2 protein-coding genes are annotated in these 3,938 nt (G+C 65.0%); both read right to left on the bottom strand.

Features of this window, described 5'->3' with window-relative positions; translation table 11 throughout:
• Positions 1 to 78 precede the first annotated feature (78 nt).
• A complete protein-coding gene (locus tag AB0O34_RS36280) occupies positions 79 to 2,574 on the bottom strand; it encodes a site-specific integrase (protein ID WP_363923451.1) in 2,496 nt (831 codons plus the stop codon).
• Positions 2,571 to 3,812 (bottom strand): tyrosine-type recombinase/integrase, encoded by a 1,242-nt coding sequence (locus tag AB0O34_RS36275; protein ID WP_363923453.1) that lies wholly within the window; start codon positions 3,810 to 3,812, stop codon positions 2,571 to 2,573. The genes AB0O34_RS36280 and AB0O34_RS36275 overlap by 4 nt, the downstream gene beginning before the upstream one ends.
• Between the last annotated feature and the right edge of the window lie 126 nt (positions 3,813 to 3,938).

The following is a 3,938-nucleotide window of genomic DNA, read 5'->3' as shown; positions in this document are numbered from 1 at the left end:
TGCCGTATTCTCTGAACTATCAAACGATCATGAAGAGGGGTTGCGGGAGCTTGGCTGTGGACATCGATGCGGAGAGCCTTAGCTCCGGCTCCTTGTGGGCAGGGTGGCCGTGGGGCCGGCGACATCGCGGAAGGTCGGCATCCCGAGAGGGGTGACGGTGGTCTTCCGTACTCGTTCTTCGAGCTGGGCGAGCTTGCTGTTGGCGGCGGTGAGGGTGAGGTCCAGCTGTTCGAGGTCGCCCAGCCAGCCACGTTCGTTGGCTTCGGTGATGCGGGCGACCGTGTTGTCGCGGATCTCGATCAGGCGCAGCTTCTCGTGTGGGTTGACGCGCAGAAGTGGGCATCTCACGCAGGCGTGCTCGTGTTGGCAGCTCGTTCCGTAGGCCCGGCCGCATTCGCCCAAGGCCAGCTTCCGCCGCTGGAAGTGGCCGAGGAACTCCTCCCACTCTTGGTCGGTCGGAGTGCGGTACTCCTCGCTGGGCCGCAGCGCCCGTCGGCGGGCGATGAAGGCCCGGTGCCCGTTGATCACCTCTTGGGGATAGACCGTGTGATACCCCATGGTGGTATTAATGTCCTTGTGTCCCAAGATCAACTGCGTGATGTGCGGGGGCATCCCGTTCAAGATCGCCTCGGTTGTGAAGAGCCTCCGGAAGTCGTGGGGTGTGTAGTGCAGCGGCTGTCCTGATGCGTCGGTGAGGCCAGTCTGTTCAAGGAGCAGTTTCAGGCTCAGGCGGATCGCGCTGCTGCTGACGCTGCGGAGATGGCCGCCGTGCCGCCACTGGAACAGCAGTGGCATGGGCGGGTTCCAGACCCGCTCATGGACGTCCCAGGAAGCGACGAGGGGGACTTGCCCGGTGCTGTCACGGACTCGGGCAACGATCGCGGCGAGGACATCTGCCAGTTCGACGTCGATGACCAAGAGGCGTTCCTCGTCGGTCTTGGAGGGCGCGATGTGCAGCAGCGGGATGAGTTCACCGGTATCGGGCAGGGTGTACTGGGTGATGCTGTGGTGGCTGGTCTCCAGCATCTCCTCGACCCGGCAGCCGGTGTGCCGCAGGAATTCCACCGTCGCCCAGGCCCAAAATGCCCGCCGCTCGGCGGAACCCAGGTTGTAGCGACTGCCTGCGGTATCGAAGGCGTAGGCCGTAGTGGATGGACCATGAGCGCCAGAGCTCTTCTGTCTGATGAACGTCTGCTCCAGGACCGTGAAGGACTCGCCGGGCATTGCGCTGTTGAAGGCGTCCAGGCGGAGCCGGGCCTGCTGAAGTTGCTGGTGCGCGGCTTGGACGAGGGCCGGCAGCGCGGGGAGCCGTTCACGCGTGCGTTGATCCATCCGGGCTTTGCGGTGGGCCTTGCCCTTCTTGGCCGAGATCTCGCCCAACGTGATCGGGCAGGGCACGGCCCACGGCCCCCAGCGGGCGGGATCTTCGGCGGCCCATTGGGCGATATCAAGGTAAAACGCCCTGACTGACGTCAGGAGGCTCACCACGTTGGTGCGGGGCGAGGAAATCTCGGCTATGGAGCCGTCCGGCTGCCGCTGTCGGGTGACCTTCGTGCGGAGGCGTTCTTTCCAGGCATCGACGACCTCCGGGCTGAGACGGATGGACTCGATTCCCGGTTGGATGGACTCCAGGGTTTTCCAATAGTGCATGCTCAGGGTCCGTGAAGCTTGCCGCAAGCTGGTGTAGTCCAGGATGGGCTGGCGTTCGCGTAGGTAGTCGACGATCAGGTCCCGGACTGGTCGGCACTGCAGGGAGTAGCGGTCCACGAGTTGCTCGACGGTGAGCTGACCGGAGTAGATTTGCAGATACTGCATGGTCGGTGGGGCGTCGGCGGGAAAGATGCCCAGGTCCCGCAGCATGCTGTAGAACTGCGATCTTCCTGCGTTGACTCGAGTCCTCGTCTCGACCTCTCGAAGCTCCAGGCAGTCACCGACGACGATGTCCTTGACGCCGCCGCCCTTGGCCAGGACCAGGGTGGCGATCTGGCCGAGTCCGACCGCCCAGCTGCTCGATGAGCTGGTCTCCTGGCCGACCGCGGCCTGAAGGTCGGCGTAGCCCTGCGGATCGCGGTGGGCTGCAACCGCCATCCGCCAGTGCTGGGATTGGATGATCCGCGACAACCACTCCAGATCCGGCCGGAACACGTCCGCGCAGAGCACGGCGACCAGCCCGGACCCGAGCAGGTCCCTGTTGCATCGCCCGTCTCGTCCCCGCCACCAGGACAACGGCTCGTTCATCCACTCCCCGCCGGACTCCTGGGCGCCGGAAGCCAGCCACCGTTGCTGCCAGGTGTCCCCGGGCATCGTTTCCAACCACGCCAGCAGCCTGAGCGCCCCAGTCCGCCGCCCATAGTGTGTGTGCTTGTTGGCGCTTCGCAACGGTGGGCGGTCCAGGCGTTCCATGATCTGCTTCGTACTGGCGCGGGTAGCCGGCCAGGTCTCAGGTACCGAGCGGGGCGGGAACTTGGCCTGGAGTTGTCTGAGCGCCTCGCCGGCGGCGGAGGCGGCACCTTGCCACTGATCGCCGGCCTGAGATCGGGTCTGCTGCTCAGGAAGTTGAGTCTGGATGGTCATGAGAGGCCCCCGAACAGGGTGCGCAGAGACTCGGGGTTGTAGCCCGGAGCCGGCGGCGCAGGTGTCCGGGCGGGCTTGCCGGCCCGCCGCTGGTGGTAAGCCCGGGTGTTGACGATGACTTCGTGCTGGTCGGGAGTGGTGTAGAGCTGGGTGGTCTCCAGCGAGGCGTGCGCGAGGATCCACTGGACATCGGTGATGGGCATCTCCGGGTCCTGAGCCATCCGCCAGGCGGCCGTGTGCCGCAGGTCGTGGATAGTCCAGTTCGAGCCGAGCAGTTCATTGGCGCGGTTGAACATGGCGCGGGCGGCCGGGTAGGTGAGCGGCCGGAACGGCCGCCTCAACGTGAACCACAAGGGCTGGGTGCGGCCTCGGGGAGCTCCGCGCTTCCAGATTTCCTCCTGGTAGAGCCGCAACCAGACGAACGCGTCTGGCGAGGCTGGAATCTGCTGCACCTCCCTGCTGCCCTTGCGGGTCACCGAGATCAACTGGTCACCCGGATAGACATCGTCTTGGAAGGAGTTCAGGAGCTCCTCGGCACGGGCTCCAGTCGAGACCCAGAACGCCAGCAGTGCCCGATCACGGTGGTACTTCAGCCCGGCGAAGATCTGGCTGAACTGCTCGTCCGGGATCCTCTTGGGAATGCGTTTGGGCACGGTGGGCCGGTAGCGGCCCTTCCGCTCATGCTTGAACGGATCCATCGGGTTGTGGTGGGCGTTGGTCCTGGCAGCCCTTCGCGCTCGGTCAAGCGGGAACGGATTGATGATCGGACCCTGGCCGGTCTCCAGGTGAACTTCGTAGAAGTTACGCAATGTCGACTCGGCGCGCGCCCTGCTCGCGGGCGCGAATTTGGGGCCAGGCCCAGCCTTCCCCGTCACCGGGTTCGCCCTCGCCGACGCACGCTTCACTGTTCCGGCCTTCTCAGATGAGGCTGGTGGCACAGCCCCGTCCCGATAACGCCAATGACCTCGAGTCGGCTTGTCCGCGATCCGCATCCACCGCAGGAAGTCCCTGCCCTCGATCGTGGTCGCTTGGTTCCATGCAATCCCGACAGCGGCCAGCCACCGCCACCACAGCAACAGGTCGTTGCCGTACGCCTTCAACGTCGATACCGACTTGTCCTCCGCCTGGAGCCCGGCGAAGAAGACAGCCACCGGCTCCACCACCGCACCGTCAGCATCCAGCAGCCGGTACGGCTCCCACTCGTCACCGGACTCGGCCAGCCGCCCCACATCGAGCACGACCAACCCCGCCAGATCCCGCTGACCACTCCCACCGATCATGAGGCGGGACGCTAACAGCTAAACCGGAAATACGCCCCTGGACTGCGAAAACTCATTATTTAGTTCAGTTAACTTGTAGCACCA

This window comes from Sphaerisporangium sp. NPDC088356, assembly GCF_040685555.1.
In the GTDB taxonomy this organism is placed as follows: domain Bacteria; phylum Actinomycetota; class Actinomycetes; order Streptosporangiales; family Streptosporangiaceae; genus Sphaerisporangium.
This window is presented reverse-complemented; position numbering and strand designations above follow the sequence as displayed.